Annotated in this window: 13 protein-coding genes and 2 pseudogenes; 9 read left to right on the top strand and 6 right to left on the bottom strand. The window is 40.1% G+C overall.

Annotated elements, in window-relative coordinates:
• The first annotated feature begins 1 nt into the window (after position 1).
• The 6 genes from atpH (at position 2) to PCIT_RS17300 (ending at position 7,254) form a co-directional block, all read left to right on the top strand.
• Positions 2 to 535 (top strand): F0F1 ATP synthase subunit delta, encoded by a 534-nt coding sequence (atpH, locus tag PCIT_RS17325; RefSeq protein ID WP_010366188.1) that lies wholly within the window; start codon positions 2 to 4, stop codon positions 533 to 535.
• 14 nt (positions 536 to 549) lie between these two features.
• Positions 550 to 2,091, top strand: a complete 1,542-nt coding sequence (atpA, locus tag PCIT_RS17320; protein ID WP_010366186.1) for a F0F1 ATP synthase subunit alpha — start codon at positions 550 to 552, stop codon at positions 2,089 to 2,091.
• A gap of 58 nt (positions 2,092 to 2,149) precedes the next feature.
• On the top strand, positions 2,150 to 3,010 hold the full coding sequence (gene atpG, locus PCIT_RS17315; protein ID WP_010366183.1) for a F0F1 ATP synthase subunit gamma: 861 nt from the start codon (positions 2,150 to 2,152) through the stop codon (positions 3,008 to 3,010).
• Positions 3,011 to 3,042: 32 nt separating this feature from the next.
• On the top strand, positions 3,043 to 4,428 hold the full coding sequence (gene atpD / locus PCIT_RS17310) for a F0F1 ATP synthase subunit beta (RefSeq protein ID WP_010366182.1): 1,386 nt from the start codon (positions 3,043 to 3,045) through the stop codon (positions 4,426 to 4,428).
• An 11-nt stretch (positions 4,429 to 4,439) separates the two neighbouring features.
• Positions 4,440 to 4,859 carry a F0F1 ATP synthase subunit epsilon gene (locus PCIT_RS17305; RefSeq protein ID WP_040698348.1) on the top strand — a complete coding sequence of 140 codons (420 nt, stop codon included), beginning with the start codon at positions 4,440 to 4,442 and terminating at the stop codon, positions 4,857 to 4,859.
• A gap of 295 nt (positions 4,860 to 5,154) precedes the next feature.
• Entirely contained in the window at positions 5,155 to 7,254 is a 2,100-nt protein-coding gene (locus PCIT_RS17300; RefSeq protein ID WP_010366178.1) for a winged helix-turn-helix domain-containing protein, read from the top strand.
• A gap of 37 nt (positions 7,255 to 7,291) precedes the next feature.
• Here the strand turns inward: PCIT_RS17300 and PCIT_RS17295 are convergent, their stop codons facing one another.
• From PCIT_RS17295 to PCIT_RS17270, 6 genes and pseudogenes are all read right to left on the bottom strand, one after another.
• On the bottom strand, positions 7,292 to 8,296 hold the full coding sequence (locus PCIT_RS17295; protein ID WP_157592908.1) for a hypothetical protein: 1,005 nt from the start codon (positions 8,294 to 8,296) through the stop codon (positions 7,292 to 7,294).
• Positions 8,297 to 9,000: 704 nt separating this feature from the next.
• Positions 9,001 to 9,909 carry an IS5 family transposase gene (locus PCIT_RS17290; protein ID WP_192992824.1) on the bottom strand — a complete coding sequence of 303 codons (909 nt, stop codon included), beginning with the start codon at positions 9,907 to 9,909 and terminating at the stop codon, positions 9,001 to 9,003.
• Positions 9,910 to 10,211: 302 nt separating this feature from the next.
• A complete protein-coding gene (locus tag PCIT_RS17285) occupies positions 10,212 to 10,433 on the bottom strand; it encodes a hypothetical protein (protein WP_010368155.1) in 222 nt (73 codons plus the stop codon).
• Positions 10,434 to 10,604: 171 nt separating this feature from the next.
• A pseudogene (locus PCIT_RS17280) lies at positions 10,605 to 11,485 on the bottom strand (IS5 family transposase).
• Between the two features lie 429 nt (positions 11,486 to 11,914).
• Positions 11,915 to 12,445: a hypothetical protein gene (locus tag PCIT_RS17275; protein WP_010368156.1), complete on the bottom strand. Its 531-nt coding sequence runs from the start codon at positions 12,443 to 12,445 to the stop codon at positions 11,915 to 11,917.
• Positions 12,446 to 12,548: 103 nt separating this feature from the next.
• On the bottom strand, positions 12,549 to 12,692 hold the full coding sequence (locus tag PCIT_RS17270) for a hypothetical protein (RefSeq protein WP_157592793.1): 144 nt from the start codon (positions 12,690 to 12,692) through the stop codon (positions 12,549 to 12,551).
• Positions 12,693 to 13,175: 483 nt separating this feature from the next.
• Between PCIT_RS17270 and PCIT_RS17265 the strand changes: the two genes are divergently transcribed.
• The 3 genes and pseudogenes from PCIT_RS17265 (at position 13,176) to glmU (ending at position 16,509) form a co-directional block, all read left to right on the top strand.
• Positions 13,176 to 14,048, top strand: a complete 873-nt coding sequence (locus tag PCIT_RS17265; RefSeq protein WP_192992823.1) for an IS5 family transposase — start codon at positions 13,176 to 13,178, stop codon at positions 14,046 to 14,048.
• A 48-nt stretch (positions 14,049 to 14,096) separates the two neighbouring features.
• Positions 14,097 to 14,936, top strand: a pseudogene (locus PCIT_RS17260) (IS5 family transposase); the annotation flags it as partial.
• Positions 14,937 to 15,147: 211 nt separating this feature from the next.
• Positions 15,148 to 16,509, top strand: coding sequence for a bifunctional UDP-N-acetylglucosamine diphosphorylase/glucosamine-1-phosphate N-acetyltransferase GlmU (glmU, locus tag PCIT_RS17255; RefSeq protein ID WP_010365940.1), 1,362 nt, complete (start codon positions 15,148 to 15,150; stop codon positions 16,507 to 16,509).
• Positions 16,510 to 16,518 lie beyond the last annotated feature (9 nt).

The raw sequence follows: 16,518 nt of genomic DNA, 5'->3' as shown, positions 1-16,518 counted from the left end.
CATGTCTGAATTGACTACTATCGCTCGCCCATACGCTAAAGCGGCTTTTGAACTTGCTGTTGAAAAAGGCAATGTTGACGCTTGGAATGACATGTTGTTCTTCGCTGGCCAAGTGGCCAGCGATGAGCAAGTGGCTTCTTTGCTTGCAAGCATGCCAACTGCTGCAGAACAAACTGATGTATTACTGAAAGTATGTTCTGAGCAACTCAACGAACAGGGTCAGAATCTTATCAAGCTGATGGCCGAAAATGAGCGTTTAGCCGCCATTCCAGCAGTTGCTGATATTTTTGCTGAATTTAAAGCAGAATATGACAAAGAAATCGACGTTGACGTGATTTCGGCAACTGAACTTGCTGGTGAACAGCAAGACAAATTGGTCGCGGCACTTGAAAAACGTTTCGCACGCAAAGTTAAGCTGAATTGTAGCATCGACGAAGCCGTAGTTAGCGGCCTTGTGATCAAAGCTGGTGACACCGTTATTGACGGAACTGTCCGTGGCAAACTTGACCGCCTAGCGGCCTCGCTACAATCGTAATTGGGAAAATGAGCATGCAACTTAATTCCACAGAAATTTCTGCGCTGATCAAACAACGTATTGAGCAGTTTGAAGTTGTAAGTGAAGCACGTAACGAAGGTACAATTGTATCTGTTACAGATGGTATCATCCGCATCCACGGTCTAGCTGACTGTATGCAAGGTGAGATGATCGAGCTTCCTGGCAACCGTTATGCTATCGCACTAAACCTTGAGCGTGACTCAGTAGGTGCAGTAGTAATGGGTCCTTACGCCGACCTTAAAGAAGGCGTAAAAGTACAATCTACTGGTCGTATCCTAGAAGTACCTGTTGGTCGTGGTCTACTTGGTCGTGTTGTAAACACACTTGGTCAGCCTATCGATGGTAAAGGCGCACTAGATAACGACGGTTTTGAACCAGTTGAGAAAATTGCACCAGGCGTAATCGAGCGTCAATCAGTAGACGAGCCAGTACAAACTGGTTATAAGTCTATCGATGCAATGATCCCAGTTGGTCGTGGTCAGCGTGAGTTGGTTATCGGTGACCGTCAGACTGGTAAAACTGCACTAGCAATCGATGCAATCATCAACCAAAAAGGCACAGGCGTTAAGTGTGTGTACGTAGCGGTTGGTCAAAAAGCATCTACGATTGCAAACGTAGTACGTAAACTTGAAGAACATGGTGCACTTGAAAACACAATCGTTGTTGTTGCATCAGCTTCAGAATCAGCAGCGCTACAATTCCTAGCGCCATTTGCTGGTTGTACTATGGGTGAATACTTCCGTGACCGCGGTGAAGATGCACTAATCGTATATGATGACCTGTCTAAGCAAGCTGTTGCTTACCGTCAGATCTCATTGCTATTGAAGCGTCCACCAGGTCGTGAAGCATACCCAGGTGACGTATTCTACCTTCACTCGCGTCTTCTAGAGCGTGCATCGCGTGTAAACGCTGATTACGTAGAGAAGTTCACTAACGGTGAAGTGAAAGGTAAAACAGGTTCATTGACAGCATTGCCTATCATTGAAACTCAAGGTGGTGATGTTTCTGCATTCGTACCTACTAACGTTATCTCAATCACCGATGGTCAGATCTTCCTAGAAACTGACTTATTCAACGCAGGTATCCGTCCGGCAGTAAATGCTGGTATCTCGGTATCTCGTGTTGGTGGTGCTGCGCAAACGAAAATCGTTAAGAAACTGGGTGGTGGTATCCGTCTAGCGCTAGCTCAATACCGTGAACTAGCAGCGTTCTCTCAGTTCGCTTCTGACCTTGACGATGCAACTCGTGCTCAACTTGAGCATGGTGAGCGCGTAACTGAGCTAATGAAGCAGAAACAATACGCACCAATGTCTGTTGCTGAAATGTCTCTGTCTCTATTTGCAGCTGAGAAAGGCTTCCTACAAGACATCGAAATCGCGAAAATCGGTGACTTCGAAGAAGGCCTAATTGGTTTTGCAAACAGCACATACGCAGAGCTAATGGCTCAAATCAATGAAACAGGTAACTACAACGCCGAGATCGAAGCGCAGTTGAAAGAACTTCTTGAGAAGTTCAAGTCAACGCAAACTTGGTAATTTAGTTATGCATGGTGGGTGTTATCGCTAACACTCACCTTGATTCGGAGAGAGAGTCATGGCCAGCGGAAAAGAGATTAAAAGCAAGATCGGGAGTATTAAAAATACTCAGAAGATCACCAGCGCAATGGAAATGGTTGCCGCTTCTAAAATGAAGCGTGCGCAAGACCGTGTGGCGTCAAGCCGTCCATATGCTGAGAACTTACGCAAAGTGATCGGTCGTGTTGCTCAAGCTAATCTTGACTTCCATCATCCGTTCTTAGAAGAACGTGATGTGAAGCGAGTTGGTTATATTGTTATCTCTACTGACCGTGGTCTGTGTGGCGGTTTGAACACGAATGAGTTCAAAAAAGTGACACAAGACGTACAAGCTTGGAAAGAAAAAGGCGTAGACGCAGAATATGCAACGCTAGGCGGCAAAGCTGCTGGTTTCTTCCAACGCTTCGGTGGTCAACTACTCGCTAAAAAAGCGGGTCTTGGAGATGCACCTTCAATTCAGGACGTAATTGGTCCTGTTAAAGTAATGCTTGATGCATTCGCTGAAGGAAAAATTGACCGTTTATTCGTGGTATACAACAACTTTGTAAATACCATGAAGCAAGAGCCAGTAATCGATCAGTTATTACCTTTGCCAAAAGCTGAAGAAGAAGTATCAGCTCACGCTTGGGACTACTTGTACGAGCCAAACCCAGAGGCTATTTTAGAGACTCTGTTAGTACGCTTCATTGAATCACAAGTGTACCAAGGTGTAGTTGAGAATGCTGCCTCTGAACAGGCTGCCCGTATGGTTGCGATGAAAGCCGCAACTGATAATGCTGGTGACCTAATTGATGAGCTGCAACTGATTTATAACAAAGCACGTCAAGCTGCAATCACACAAGAGATCAGTGAGATTGTTAGTGGTTCGGCTGCGGTATAACGCTTCGGCAAAGTTTAACGAGAGGAATAGACATGAGTTTAGGTAAGGTCGTCCAAATTATCGGCGCCGTTGTGGACATCGAGTTCCCACAAGATAGCGTGCCAGCTGTATATGAAGCAGTAAAAATTACAGAAGGCGACTTAGTTGGTTTGACTCTAGAAGTTCAACAACAACTAGGTGGCGGCGTAGTTCGTGCAATCGCACTAGGTACTACTGACGGTTTACGTCGTAGCACTGCAGTAGAAGGTACAGGCGAGCCAATTAAAGTTCCAGTAGGTACAAAGACCCTTGGTCGTATCATGGACGTATTGGGTCAGCCAATCGATGAAGCAGGTCCAATTGGTGAAGACGAGCGTATGTCAATTCACCGTGCAGCCCCTTCATATGAAGAGCAATCAAGTTCAATCGAACTACTAGAAACGGGTATCAAGGTAATCGACCTTGTATGTCCGTTCGCTAAAGGTGGTAAAGTTGGACTATTCGGTGGTGCCGGTGTAGGTAAAACCGTAAACATGATGGAACTTATCCGTAACATCGCAATCGAGCACAGTGGTTACTCTGTATTCGCAGGTGTTGGTGAGCGTACTCGTGAGGGTAACGATTTCTATCATGAAATGAACGATTCAAACGTACTTGATAAAGTATCGCTTGTTTACGGTCAGATGAACGAGCCTCCAGGTAACCGTTTACGTGTTGCACTGACAGGTCTTACTATGGCAGAGAAGTTCCGTGACGAAGGTCGTGACGTACTTTTCTTCGTAGATAACATCTACCGTTACACACTTGCAGGTACTGAAGTATCAGCACTTCTAGGTCGTATGCCATCAGCGGTAGGTTACCAGCCTACACTAGCTGAAGAAATGGGTGTACTTCAGGAGCGTATCGCGTCGACTAAAGCTGGTTCAATCACATCAATCCAAGCGGTATACGTACCAGCGGATGATTTGACGGATCCATCTCCAGCTACAACCTTTGCTCACTTAGATGCAACAGTTGTACTTTCACGTGATATCGCATCTCTTGGTATTTACCCAGCGGTAGATCCACTAGATTCATCATCTCGTCAGCTTGACCCACAAGTAATTGGTCAAGAGCACTATGATACTGCACGTGGCGTTCAGACAGTTCTTCAGCGTTATAAAGAGCTTAAAGACATCATCGCAATTCTAGGTATGGACGAGCTTTCTGATGAAGATAAGCAAGTTGTATCTCGTGCACGTAAAATCCAACGTTTCCTATCTCAGCCGTTCTTCGTTGCTGAAGTATTCACGGGTGCGTCAGGTAAATACGTTTCACTGAAAGACACTATTGCAGGCTTCAACGGCATCTTAAACGGTGAGTATGATGATCTGCCAGAGCAAGCTTTCTACATGGTTGGTTCTATCGACGAAGCAGTTGATAAAGCAAAAAACATGTAATTTAGGGGGTTATTATGGCAATGACAGTACAACTTGACGTAGTAAGTGCAGAGCAGAGTGTATTCTCTGGTAGCGTCGCTACAATTCAAGTGACAGGTAGTGAAGGTGAGTTGGGTATTCACCCAGGTCACGCCCCACTCCTGACTGGCCTAAAACCTGGTATGGTACGTTTAGTTAAAGCAGACAGCAGCGAAGAGATCATCTACGTTGCTGGCGGCACACTAGAAGTTCAACCACAGACAGTAACCGTCCTTGCTGACGTTGCTATCCGTGGTGAAGACCTAGATGAGCAAGCCGCTGAAGAAGCTAAGCGTGAAGCGCAAACTCAAATGGCATCAGGGGCAGCTTCAGAGCTTGACCACCAAGCTGCCGCGGCACAACTGGCTGAAGCAATTGCTCAGCTACGCGTTATCCGTCAATTGCGCAAATAAGTACAAACCTATCTGGTTTAAAAAGCCCACACCTTTTGGTGTGGGCTTTTTTGTACTAAATTAACGGAGAATAGTTAATAGATAAGGTTAGAAGGCATCTTACTTGCTAGATTTAATACTAGATGTCCGCTTTATACTGTAATTTATGTTACACAAGACACAATTTCATAACACGATTATGCAAAAAATCATGTGAAAGTTATTTATATATTTAGCGTTAAATGTAACAGGCCTGTATTTATCAAGTATATATGGGTTAAGATGCATTTATATTATCTGCTACTGTATGTAATAAATGAACGAAGTTAGCTTTTCTCGCACTGTTAAAAAAGTCACTTTTGGCGCTTGGAGCTTAGATCCCAAGCGGCAATGTATATTTGATGGTGAAGTCGAACGTGAACTTGAGCCTCTGTTATTCAAAATCCTGTGTTATCTAATTATCAATAATGAACAGATCATTACTCGCCAAGATTTAGTGGATGATGTCTGGTGTCAGAATTACGTTGATGATAATGCAATTAATCGTGCTATGTCAGAATTACGTAAAGTGCTGAAATCAGACAGGCAACGAGGTGTTGTGGTAAAAACACACTACCGTAAAGGTTATAGTTTTTTCCCCGATGCGCATATTGAATATTTCGATAAGAAAATTAGCATACCAGAAAAGGAGCCTATAGAGTCAATAATTACTACTTCGGCAGATAAGCCAATAAGAACCTCTCCTCTTAAAGTTGTTATGATTATATTGGCGTTTTTAATTTTTGGTATAATTTATACAAAGCTTCCCAGTGATTATACAAAGCTTACTTCTAGTGAAGCGGATGTAAAAATTACCAAGGTTAATTTTAGTGAGCAATTTCTATCATGGATGACTGGGAAGTATACTCGCGTAATTTTATCACCGAATAAAGCTTTAGCTGTATTTTCATTTATTCCAAGAGGTCAGGATCATGAAGTTCTTGTCTTGAAGAACCTCATAGATGGCTCGGAAAGTAAAATTGGGGATAAGAATCTAAAATACTACCCAATCGGCTGGTCGTCAGATTCGAACCGTATATTTTATCGTTTAACGAGTGAAGGGGTATGTGAGGTATGGCAAATCAGTACCGATTTCATTAGTTACAATAGCCACCTATTTGATTGTCAAAATGGAATAAAGAAAGGTGGTGGTGTGGGTGATGGTCATTTTGTGTATTCAAAACATGATTATCGAGGCAGAGATCAGCTTTCAGCTTTGACAAATAGAGACTTACAGACAGGTGAGGAATTTCAAATATCGTCTCCAAATTTAAACTCTTACGGTGATGAGTTTCTATTGTATGAGAAGTCTCTAAACGCAATTTTCTTTGAGCGTCATTTATTTGATTCAGTAGAACTATATATGACAGATCCTGATGGCAGCAACCAAAGTAAACTGTTTGAATCAAAAAATAGGATTTGGTCGATAAATTATGTAAAGGAAGGTAATAAGCTAGTTTGGTTTGATAATCAAAAAAATGAATTAATTGAATACTCATTGTCAACGAAGTCAGTTGTCCAGCGTGTAACTTTGAATGAAGATAAGGTATATGCAAGTCATCACCCAATTTCAATTGACGAAATGCTTGCGGTTAGTTACCCGTTTGCACAGGATATATATCGTTTTAATTTAGATATTAAGGAATTAGAAAGCGTCATACAAGATGATGAAATCCAGTTTTCGGCTATCTATGCAAAAAATGAATTCTACTTTATAAAACGTTATGTTGGGAATAATGCAATCTATAGAAAGAAAGGGGCTGGGGAGAATATTCGTGCAGACTTTCCTAGTAGTAACTATCGTTCAATTAAGTTTGACGAACATAGTGAGCGGTTCCTACTTGCATATCCTGAACGATTAGAGGTCTATAGCAAAGATTTTGAATTACTAGATACCATTTTTGCGACTGGGACTATTGTATCGGCGGAATTCTTACTTGAAGGGAGAATTGGCTATATTGAATTAAGTAAAGAACATTTAAATAGCAGTGTTTTTATTTACTCAATAAATGAAAAGCAAAGGCATAAAATGCCCTTAAAGCATGCATTATGGTTCGATCAGTATAAAGATAGCGTATATATATATTTGTCATCAAAAGATGAGCTAAGCTACTTTGATAGTAGGACTGGAGATGTTGTTAAAACATTATCCTTACCTAATACTGGTGAACCGCATATATTTGAAATAGGAAATGAGCAAATTTTCTACTCTAGAGGCTCAAAGGTTTTTCAGGTTTACGATGATGAAATCGAGCTTATTAAAAACTTAGGTGCTAAGCAAATATTTGACATGAGTTACTCGAGTCATGAAAATGAATTGATATTTAGCACTGTAGAAGAAGTAGAGAATCAATTGTTAAAACTATTACGACCTTAGAGATATAACCCTAACTTTAAGGCCGTAAAGTCCCAGCTTAGAACTTTGCGCTGACAATCTCGTTCAAAGCATCCATTTTCTCAATATTACTAGCGGGATGATGTGATAAGCTATAGTTTAGAAACTGCTTATCTAGAGGTTCCATCTGTAAAAGGGGGAGTAGTTTATAAACTATATTTAATAGCCACATATAGCTATTGAGTTGAGCCGAGGATGTGTTTTGTGACGTATCATCAGAGAAATCAAAAGACTTTTGTACACTGAGGCTCGATGGAGCTAATTGACTCTCCTTTATACTTTCATGGCAAAAGTTTGTAAATTCTTGGCTGGCAATTTGGGTAAAAGAAATAAAACTTTTTAAGAGTAAATTAGCTTGAGAGTACTCCTCTAGATCTGCACTTACCATTTCATTTTGTAACATTTTTATCCAATGAGCATATTGCTCTACATGCCTTCTATATTGGTTGTCAAATTTATGATTGGTGGTCGTTGTAGGTTGCTCATTGCTTTGTGACAAGTGCCAAGATCTCAAGTTAGACCGGAAAGGGAGTGTGTTTATGCATACCCCTTGCTCTTTATTGGATTTTTGAGGTAAGTAGCAGCTTGCTAGTAGTATAAGTAAATTAAAGCTATATAAATGAGTCGGTGTACGTTGGGCTCTAGCTTTAATAATATGCTGTGATAGATCTCTTTGCGTATTAAATATGTTGCTCCATTGCTCTTTACTGTTATATATAGACAAAATTTCATCGGAACTAAGGAAGTCGCTAATCCAACTATTATTATCGACAATCAAGTTATGATCGATATCTATATTTTCTAACTTCATGAGTTTTGATTGAGTGGCTAAATATTTTGTTTCATCATAATTTGGTGATGGGTATTTACAGAGAAAATTCGAAACACTTTCTTCTAAAATATCTAATAGGGTATCATCATAGAAGTAACTTTCAAGAGACAAGTAAATAACAAAATTAGGCCCATTTTGCCAGCAGCTACTTACATACCAATCATGGTAGCATTGTTTAGAAAACTCTTTCATTAGTTTTGCAAATAGCTTTTCGTAAATTACAGTATCGTTCGAATTGTAATAAAGTCTGAATATAAGATAGCTCATTACTGACCTCTATATTTTAAATGAGTAAATTAATATTTCGTTCGATTTTTTAATATATCGAATTCTCGTAATGGTAATTATCACTTTAGTGTCTAAATAACTTGGCATCAGAGCTTTGCATTCGCTTGTATCGGTACCATGATAATTGGATCATGCAATGAGTGTTTAGTGAAAATTCACTCTTAACAAGAATAGGGTGCCATTTTATTTCTATATTCTTGTGTTTATTAACACTATTAATATTGTTATCCATTTTTATTTATTCAACAGCGGTACTTTTTTTATCGAGACTTCGTATGCAAAAACTTTAGGCTTACCATGATAATTTCGAATAGTTCAAGGTATGCATGCTTTAAGCGACGGAAACATATTGACGTAAAAAAGAGTTAGGTGCAAACATTTGGAATTTAATAAAAAACCATTTAAATCAATGATTTATTGTTATATGTTATCTGGTTATAAGTTATTGGTAGTGACTTTGTACGAACTTATATACATATATAAGATGAGTTTATTTGAGGTGTTTTTTTTTTATTATTGCACTTATTAGTGTAGTAATAGCTACAGGAAATAACAGTTTCACTCGGCCTTGTTGATCAAATAGCTAACTACCAATCAATTTCTCAGTTTTAACTTTGTTGCTGATATTTGGGCATACCTAGCCCATTCATTTTATTTATTGCCTTCACTTTAATCATCGTTTCAGTATGCTGACTATTGAATTGACGACTTTTCAGCTTATCACCCATTAATTGTTTAAAACGATACATCGCCGTCTCGGCAAGTGAACGAAGATGGTACCCTGAATTCATTTTCCACTGCGTTAACCCTATTTGGTGCATCATAAATATGGCATTGTTTCTGGGGTGTCCTTCTTCCCAGTATTGGGCATTCTCTCTTGGCGGTACCCGCATAATCGCACCTTTTGCTGCGACCTCCTCATAGCAACTGCGTGTGTCATATGCACCATCACCTGTGACTCTGTCACTATTCCTGCGCAGTGGCCTGATTAAACTGGCAAGGGCTTCACCATCTGACACATTTACCATCGACAGCTCAGCACCCACAATATCGTGACTTGTCGCATCAACGGCCAAGTGCAATTTTCGCCAAGTTCGGCGCTTAGTCGCACGATGTTTTCTTGTATGCCATTCACCATTTCCATACACTTTAAGGCCCGTGCTATCGACCACAATATCTATAAAGCCTTTGCCTGCGCTTTTTCTATATTGCACATCAAGTGTTTTACTGCGTTTGCATAAACAGCTATAACCCGGTGATTGCAGCGAGGTATCCATCGTAGTAAGTAAGGAATTTACAAACCCTTCTAAGGCCCTGAGTGGCAAATGGAATACGGCCCTTAAGGTTAAACACGTTTCAATTGCTAAATCAGAATAGTAATTTGAACGACCACGGCCACCGTGCTTTTCAGTATTCTGCCACTTTGAGATGGCACTATCACTTAGCCAAATGTTGATGTTACCGCGTTGAACTAAAGCACGATTGTACTGTGACCAATTCCTAATTTTCTTCTTCATTTCAAGGCATGGGTTAAGGCATTTTATGATCTGATCACACCAAACCAAAGAAGTTCAATTATTTAGGAAACAACGGCGAAGGCGAGTGTGATTTATATATTTTATTTATTTCGACTGCATAACTCATAATGAGTAATTCATAAATTATATGTACTAGAGTGTAATGTGGATTTTTATATAGATTTTTAAATTAATAATTGTTGTCGATTTATGGTTGTTATTTAATGTTAGCTTCTATGATTCTAAGCTTTTAACCACAGTAGGCCTACTATTTTTATATGTTTTTAGTAGGCCTCTTGATGTTAAATAATACCGGTTACTTTGAATTCTCTGGGGCCCATACCGCCACCATTCATAGTACACGTGACATTAGTCGCATTCGGGAACTCTTGTAAGAAATAGCTTGTTGCAGCAGGGCAACCTACATGCATATGCAAAGTGTAGAATCGAGATATACTTGTTGCAGCAGATGAAGGCATGGCACTAACTAAAACAGCGGCTGTGAGTAATGATCTTAATAACATAATAATTTCCTTTTCAAATGTTGATTATAAAATATTAAGTTATCAATAGTAACCACCTTTGTTAATTGAATGTTTTTCATTCAAGGTTTATGTTTTTTAAATTTTTTTCTCTGTGGCAGTAAGCCAAGGCCTTGTTGATCAAATAGCTAACTACCAATCAATTTCTCAGTTTTAACTCTGTTGCTGATATTTGGGCATACCTAGCCCTGTCATTTTATTTATTGCCTTCACTTTAATCATCGTTTCAGTATGCTGACTATTAAATTGACGACTTTTTAGCTTATCACCCATTAATTGTTTAAAACGATACATCGCCGTCTCGGCAAGTGAACGAAGGTGGTACCCTGAATTCACTTTCCACTGCGTTAACCCTATTTGGTGCATCATAAATACGGCATTGTTTCTGGGGTGTCCTTCTTCCCAGTATTGGGCATTCTCTCTTGTCGGTACCCGCATAATAGCACCTTTTGCTGCGACCTCCTCATAGCAACTGCGTGTATCATATGCACCATCACTCTGTCACTATTCCTGCGCAGTGGCCTGATTAAATCACTAAGGGATTCACCATCTGACACATTGACCATCGATAGCTCAGCACTCACAATATCGTGATTTGTCGCATCAACGGCCAAGTGTAATTTTCGCCAAGTTCGGCGCTTAGTCGCACGATGTTTTCTCGTATGCCATTCACCATTTTCATACACTTTAAGGTCCGTGCTATCGACTACGATATTTATGAAGTTTTGCACATCAAATGTTTTACTGCGTTTGCATAAACAGCTATAACCTGGTGATTGCTGCGAGGTATCCATCATAGTCAGCAAGGAATTTACAAACCCCTCTAAAGCTCTTAACGGCAAGTGAAATACAGCTCTTAAAGTTAAACTGGTTTCAATTGCAAAATCAAAATAGTGATTCGAATGACCACGGCCACCGTGTTTGTCGATATTTTGCCACTTTGAGATGGCACTCTCACTTAGCCAAATATTGATGTTACCGCGTTGAACCAAAGCACGGTTATACTGTGACCAATTCCTAATTTTCTTCTTCATTTCAAGGCGTGGGTTAAGGCATTTAATGATCTGATCACACCAAACTAAAGAAGTTCAATTATTTAGGAAACAACGCCCATAAAACAAGCGAAAGTAATATTTATATAGCATTGTATGTAATCTTTTACGCAGAAGTGGTTTAGTGCTTATAGCTCAGCAGCTGTCTCATCATAGGTGCGTAATGTTGCTGTGTGTATGATAAGTGCCGGTGGTAGGTTTTTGATTTACCCATAGAGACCCCCTATTAGCATAAGGAAGTTTCTATTTATTACTTTTAGGAGGATTACAGTGCACTGGTCGATGGTATGAAATATTGTTTCTAATCACAATCCTCTTTTGGAAATTAATATATCTGAGAGTTCTTTTCGCTGTTAAAGCATACTTAATGCCATATGTGTTGATTCAGAATTGTCGCCGTTGCGATAGGGTTTATGCCATGTGATGACAATTGGTTTTATTCAGAGAAATACTAATTTTTCCATTTGGTAATTTATCGCCACTTGGAAAGTAAGGTAAATCTATAGATACGAATAACTGCTTGTATCGATAGTGGTTAATGGTTATTTGAATTGATTTATTTTTATAACAGAACCAAAAAGTATCGTTTTGTTTAATTGTGTAAGGGGCTTTGATCGTAGAGAACTCAATAATACTATACACGCGGGTAGAAATGATTTTGGCCAGTAACTCCCCTTTCTTTACTTCTGGACCAGCATCAATAAATTCGATGTACCCGGCATCTAGAGCTGATATTTTATTTAGCCTATTAGTTTTATCATTGCGATAAACTAAAATTGCGGAGTTGGAGTTTATATATTCACCTGCTTCATAAGCGGTATGTTGTAACGTACCAGATGAATGTGAATAATGGTACTCTCGGTAAAGTTGTTGTGTGTAAATCTCTCCTGATGCAATCGTTGTTATTAATGGCAGGGTTGCTAATGTCGGCCAAAATGGCATTTAGGGATTCCTTCCTAGTTTTTGGGGGGAGGTAAGAACGATAGGTGTAATTTTATAATACCTATCGTTCTCATATAACTTTTTGCAGTAGAAGGTTGGTATATCACATGACAATATCATTTTGTCTTGTTGGAGGTGGAGAGATAATAGAGTCTGTACCACCGCCAACTACTTTAGTAAGTTGCTTATTGATCAATGTGTCTTGGTTTAGTTTTTTTAGTTGCTTCTTTTTAAGTGTAAGTTTCATATTCTCTTCCTATCGTTATTTTTATTGTTGAGCTCATCATTGATTGTTATCAGTGTTGTGCCGTTTTGGATTGCATTTACTTTAAACCGAACACACCCGAAAATAAAAATTATAAATACTTATGAATAGTGAATAACGTTCTTGGTTAACTTTCTGTTTTTGTTATTTAATTTTGTTTTTTGAGTTTGTTTGTCATTTACCACACATCTAAGGACTCTCTTTTTTTCACCAGAAGAAGTAGTGGAATGAAGTTGAATATCTGAAAAACAACTGTTTGTTTTTTAACCTTAAATTAGCCGGCTTGTCGCTTTTCGAGTGCGTAATACTGAGGTAAGGGAAATATGTTCACTAGTAATTCGAAGAATTTAATATATGGGTGAGTTATTTGCATTTATTACAGTGCAACGGCCTTGTTTCCTAAATAATTGAACTTCTTTAGTTTGGTGTGATCAGATCATTAAATGCCTTAACCCATGCCTTGAAATGAAGAAGAAAATTAGGAATTGGTCACAGTATAACCGTGCTTTGGTTCAACGCGCAAAGTGGCAAAATATCGACAAACACGGTGGCCGTGGTCGTTTAAATCACTATTCTGATTTAGCAACTGAAACCTGTTTAACTTTAAAGGCTGTATTCCATTTGCCACTCAGGGCTTTAGAAGGTTTTGTAAATTCCTTGCTGACTATGATGGATACCTCACTGCAATCACCCGGTTATAGCTGTTTGTGCAAACGCAGTAAAACACTTGATGTGCAATATAGAAAGAGCTCAGGCAAAGGCTTTATAGATATCGTAGTCGATAGCACCGGCCTTAAAGTGTACGGAAATGGTGAATGGCATGCGAGAAAACATCGTGCGACTAAGCGCCGAACTTGGCGAAAATTGCACTTGGCCATTGATGCGACAAGTCATGATATTGTGGGTGCTGAGCTGTCGATGGTCAATGTGTCAGATGGAGAAGCCCTTGCCGATTTAATCAGGCCATTGCGCAGGAATAGTGACAGAGTGACAGGTGATGGTGCATATGACACACGCAGTTGCTATGAGGAGGTCGCAGCAAAAGGTGCGATTATGCGGGTACCGCCAAGAGAGAATGCCCAATACTGGGAAGAAGGACACCCCAGAAACAATGCCATATTTATGATGCACCAAATAGGGTTAACGCAGTGGAAAATGAATTCAGGGTACCATCTTCGTTCATTTGCCGAGACGGCGATGTATCGTTTTAAACAATTAATGGGTGATAAGCTAAAAAGTCGCCAGTTTAATAGTCAGCATACAGAAACGATGATTAAAGCGAAGGCAATAAATAAAATGACTGGGCTAGGCATGCCCAAATATCAGCAACAAAGTTAAAACTGAGAAATTGATTGGTAGTTAGCTATTTGATCAACAAGGCCTCAACGCGGTAACATCAATGTTTGGCTAAGTGAGAGTGCCATCTCAAAGTGGCAAAATATCGACAAACACGGTGGCCGTGGTCGTTTAAATCACTATTCTGATTTAGCAACTGAAACCTGTTTAACTTTAAAGGCTGTATTCCATTTGCCACTCAGGGCTTTAGAAGGTTTTGTAAATTCCTTGCTGACTATGATGGATACCTCACTGCAATCACCCGGTTATAGCTGTTTGTGCAAACGCAGTAAAACACTTGATGTGCAATATAGAAAGAGCTCAGGCAAAGGCTTTATAGATATCGTAGTCGATAGCACCGGCCTTAAAGTGTACGGAAATGGTGAATGGCATGCGAGAAAACATCGTGCGACTAAGCGCCGAACTTGGCGAAAATTGCACTTGGCCATTGATGCGACAAGTCATGATATTGTGGGTGCTGAGCTGTCGATGGTCAATGTGTCAGATGGTGAAGCCCTTGCTGATTTGAATATAGACAGAGTGACAGGTGATGGAGCATATGATACACGCAGTTGCTGTGAAGAGGTCGCAGCAAAAAAAGCGATTATGCGGGCGCCGCCAAGAGACAATGCTCAATATTGGGAAGAAGGGCACCCCAGAAATAATGCCGTATTTATGATGCACCAAATAGGGTTAACGCAATGGAAAGTGAATTCAGGGTACCATCTTCGTTCATTTGCCGAGACGGCGATGTATCGTTTTAAACAATTAATGGGTGATAAGCTAAAAAGTCGCCAGTTTAATAGTCAGCATACAGAAACGATGATTAAAGCGAAGGCAATAAATAAAATGACTGGGCTAGGCATGCCCAAATATCAGCAACAGAGTTAAAACTGAGAAATTGATTGGTAGTTAGCTATTTGATCAACAAGGCCCTGCGCAACTAATAGCGGAACATTACTGGAGGTGGTTATTTACCTAATGCAGAGAAGAGCGTTACAATAAGTCTATAGACAGTTGCGATTAAAAGTATGGATATAGCTTCTATATGGTAAAATCAATAATGAAAACGATCAATATATGAAAAAGGACCAAGCTTACAATGGCATTGACTTCTATTATTCTAGCTGCGGGTAAAGGTACTCGTATGCGTTCAAAACTTCCTAAAGTCCTCCATTCAATAGCCGGTAAACCTATGGTACAGCATGTTATTGATAATGCTGTTGCGCTTGGAGCACGTGCGACAAATTTGGTTTTTGGCCATGGCGGTGAACAGTTACAAGAAACGCTTGTAAATAATGACCTTAATTGGGTTCTACAAGAAGAGCAATTAGGCACAGGTCATGCTGTGGCTGTTGCCATACACCATATACAAGATAACGATACTGTGCTTATTTTATATGGCGATGTACCATTAACGAAGCGTTCTACGCTTGAGCGTTTGCTCGCTGTAACTCCTGAAAATGGATTAGCTGTTTTGACTGTAGATTTGGTCAACCCGAACGGTTATGGCCGAATGCTTCGCGAAAATGGCAAGTTAGTTGGGATTATTGAGCAAAAAGATGCCTCTGCAGAGCAATTGCGTATTACAGAAATTAACACCGGAATTATGGCCGCCAATGGTAAGTTGTTAAAACGATGGTTAGGCAACCTTTCTAATGATAATGCCCAAGGTGAATATTACCTCACTGATATCGTTGCGATGGCACATAAAGATGGTGTTGAGATTACATCAGCTCAACCTGATGATCCCATGGAAGTAGAAGGGGCAAATAATCGTGTGCAACTTGCAGCATTGGAGCGTGCATTTCAAGCATGGCAAGCTGAAACGTTAATGTTAAATGGGGCGACACTTGCTGACCCTGCACGAATTGATGTGCGTGGTACCGTGACTACAGGTCAAGATGTGCATATTGATATTAATGTTATTTTCGAAGGTAATGTCACATTAGGCAATGACGTTGTTATTGGCCCTAACTGTGTCTTGAAAGACTGCTCTATCGCAGATGGCGTGGTGATCAAAGCAAATACGATGATTGAACAAGCTCAAGTTGCCAGTGCGTGCACATTGGGGCCCTTTGCGCGTTTGCGCCCTGGTGCCGTTATGGAAGAAGACTCTCACGTAGGTAATTTCGTTGAAATGAAAAAAACGCGTTTAGGTAAGGGCTCTAAAGCAAATCACCTAACTTACTTAGGTGATACTGAGGTTGGGGAAAAGGTGAATATAGGCGCAGGGACTATCACTTGCAACTATGATGGCGTGAATAAATCGAAAACGGTGATCGGTGACAATGCGTTTATCGGCTCGAATTCATCACTTGTTGCCCCTGTTGAAATAGGATTAGGTGCAACTGTCGGTGCGGGTTCTGTGATAACCGCACATGTTGACGATGAGCAATTAGCGGTAGCACGCAGTAAACAAAGAAACTTATCCGGCTGGCAACGACCAGTAAAAAAAGCGTAACTCTCCTAT

This window comes from Pseudoalteromonas citrea (assembly GCF_000238375.3).
Lineage (GTDB): Bacteria > Pseudomonadota > Gammaproteobacteria > Enterobacterales > Alteromonadaceae > Pseudoalteromonas > Pseudoalteromonas citrea.
Note: the sequence above shows the minus strand (reverse complement) of the source record. Positions and strands in the feature narration are given on the sequence as shown.

What these genes read in the sequence shown, in the direction of transcription:
- glmU (WP_010365940.1), top strand. Translation starts at nt 15,148, where the DNA reads ATGGCATTGACTTCTATTATTCTAGCTGCGGGTAAAGGTACTCGTATG.
- atpG (WP_010366183.1), top strand. Translation starts at nt 2,150, where the DNA reads ATGGCCAGCGGAAAAGAGATTAAAAGCAAGATCGGGAGTATTAAAAAT.
- PCIT_RS17300 (WP_010366178.1), top strand. Translation starts at nt 5,155, where the DNA reads ATGAACGAAGTTAGCTTTTCTCGCACTGTTAAAAAAGTCACTTTTGGC.
- atpH (WP_010366188.1), top strand. Translation starts at nt 2, where the DNA reads ATGTCTGAATTGACTACTATCGCTCGCCCATACGCTAAAGCGGCTTTT.
- PCIT_RS17270 (WP_157592793.1), bottom strand. Translation starts at nt 12,692, where the DNA reads ATGAAACTTACACTTAAAAAGAAGCAACTAAAAAAACTAAACCAAGAC.
- PCIT_RS17265 (WP_192992823.1), top strand. Translation starts at nt 13,176, where the DNA reads ATGAAGAAGAAAATTAGGAATTGGTCACAGTATAACCGTGCTTTGGTT.
- PCIT_RS17285 (WP_010368155.1), bottom strand. Translation starts at nt 10,433, where the DNA reads ATGTTATTAAGATCATTACTCACAGCCGCTGTTTTAGTTAGTGCCATG.
- atpD (WP_010366182.1), top strand. Translation starts at nt 3,043, where the DNA reads ATGAGTTTAGGTAAGGTCGTCCAAATTATCGGCGCCGTTGTGGACATC.
- PCIT_RS17290 (WP_192992824.1), bottom strand. Translation starts at nt 9,909, where the DNA reads ATGAAGAAGAAAATTAGGAATTGGTCACAGTACAATCGTGCTTTAGTT.
- atpA (WP_010366186.1), top strand. Translation starts at nt 550, where the DNA reads ATGCAACTTAATTCCACAGAAATTTCTGCGCTGATCAAACAACGTATT.
- PCIT_RS17295 (WP_157592908.1), bottom strand. Translation starts at nt 8,296, where the DNA reads ATGAAAGAGTTTTCTAAACAATGCTACCATGATTGGTATGTAAGTAGC.
- PCIT_RS17275 (WP_010368156.1), bottom strand. Translation starts at nt 12,445, where the DNA reads ATGCCATTTTGGCCGACATTAGCAACCCTGCCATTAATAACAACGATT.